Origin of the sequence: Paraburkholderia madseniana (assembly GCF_009690905.1) — a bacterium.
Taxonomy (GTDB): domain Bacteria; phylum Pseudomonadota; class Gammaproteobacteria; order Burkholderiales; family Burkholderiaceae; genus Paraburkholderia; species Paraburkholderia madseniana.
The window spans coordinates 1-1495 of sequence record NZ_VOSW01000268.1 but is presented as its reverse complement, the minus strand read 5'-3'; the positions used below and the strand labels follow the sequence as shown (position 1 = coordinate 1495).

Sequence of the window (1495 nt, the reverse complement as noted above, 5' to 3'; positions counted from 1 at the left end):
TCATGATTCGGCTCCTGTTGAAGAACGAGGCGGATTGCCTCATTCGCCAACATAAAGCCGCGTGACCGGCCTCTCCCTGACCTCCAGCGTCCGACCGTAGCCCCTACCGCGCGAGCGGTTTAGTTCGCCGACCCGTTACGGCCGGCCGAATCTTCCGAAAACTGCCACTCGGCTTCTGGCAAGCGGATGCACGCATAAGGGTAAAAAGCTGCCTCAGCGCTGCTAGGGTGTTGTCGCCCGCCGGAGCGGTTCGTGCTCCATCCGCACGCGGCGCAGGACCTTGCCGAGAGGCTGTGAGCGCGGAATTGCGTCGAACGACGACACGGCGGCTGGACAGCGCGGGCCTATTGCCTGAGATGGGAGAGCGCGATCCGCGCCGGCATGCGCGAGATCTGCATCATCCCTTCGAGCGGGTGGGCGATGTCCTCGATCAGGAAAATGGCGCCGGAAGCCGATAGCGCACAGACGAAAAGCGTCGCAAAGGCGGTCCGATAGTTGGCGCTGACCAGACCGAATCCGGCAAAGAGAATACCGAGCCAGAGCACCAGCACCGCCAGGAATGGCGTTGGGATTGCGCCCTCCCCTGGTCGGAACAGTATCCAGCGCGCTTGCGCCAGGTCATGGTTGCGGGCCAAGGCCTCCGATTGAACCATGCGCTGCATGTCGTTTCGTGGTGCCAGTTCTCGAAGCTTTTGCTGAAATTGCACCATGCGCTCCAGGCTCTCCGGAGCGTCCACATCGGCCTTTCCGCCACCTCCCTCGGAATAGAACTGATCCACAGCTGACGCGTAGGTGCTGCGCAAGAGCTCGCGCGCTTCCTTCGTCTCCGGGCCGTAATCGGCCAAAGTGCGATCGATCAAGACGACCGTAGCCGCCGTCTGCGTGAACTCGTCGTTGAGTCGGTCGAAAGAAACTTTTGACGAGGCGATGAGGAGACCAAGGACGAGAGCAGCGAGCGTCGCCATCAGGCCAGCCCCCAGCTTCACGATAGCCGTCGAATCCTCGCTCAGGTGATGGTCGGGAAGGAATGTACGAAGACCCAGGCCGAGCAATCCGCATCCGAAGACACACACAAGCACGATCAAGGCGACTACCAATGAGCTCATGACTGACCTCTGCGGTTTGACTCGAAGTCGCACCCGCCCTAACAGAACTGACGACTCATGTTCGAGTGCTGGGATGGTACACCTACGCCGCAGTGCCCGACCAAGGGTATGGCTTTCGCGCCGAAGCGATGTCTCGTTGTCGGGCGGATTGTGAGCGTCCGCAATCGGGAAGTTTCGATCGTCATCTCGAACGGCCGAAAGTGGCCGACGGACTCACGCGATCCGCATGTGCAGCACGAGCCCGGCGGTCGGCACCGCGCGCCCCCAAAAGCGGACAGTCTGGCGAGACCCGCTACAAACTTTTCAGAAGATTGTCGATTTTCGATCATCAGCTTCGTCGTCAGGTTATTCACACCCAAAGGATCTCCCATGAAATACCTCGGCTTGGC

Annotated in this window: 1 protein-coding gene; it reads right to left on the bottom strand. The window is 60.5% G+C overall.

The annotated features are described in order from the left end of the window. Positions 1–344 precede the first annotated feature (344 nt). Positions 345–1106, bottom strand: a complete 762-nt coding sequence (locus FSO04_RS45740) for a bestrophin-like domain (RefSeq protein WP_154568003.1) — start codon at positions 1104–1106, stop codon at positions 345–347. Between the last annotated feature and the right edge of the window lie 389 nt (positions 1107–1495).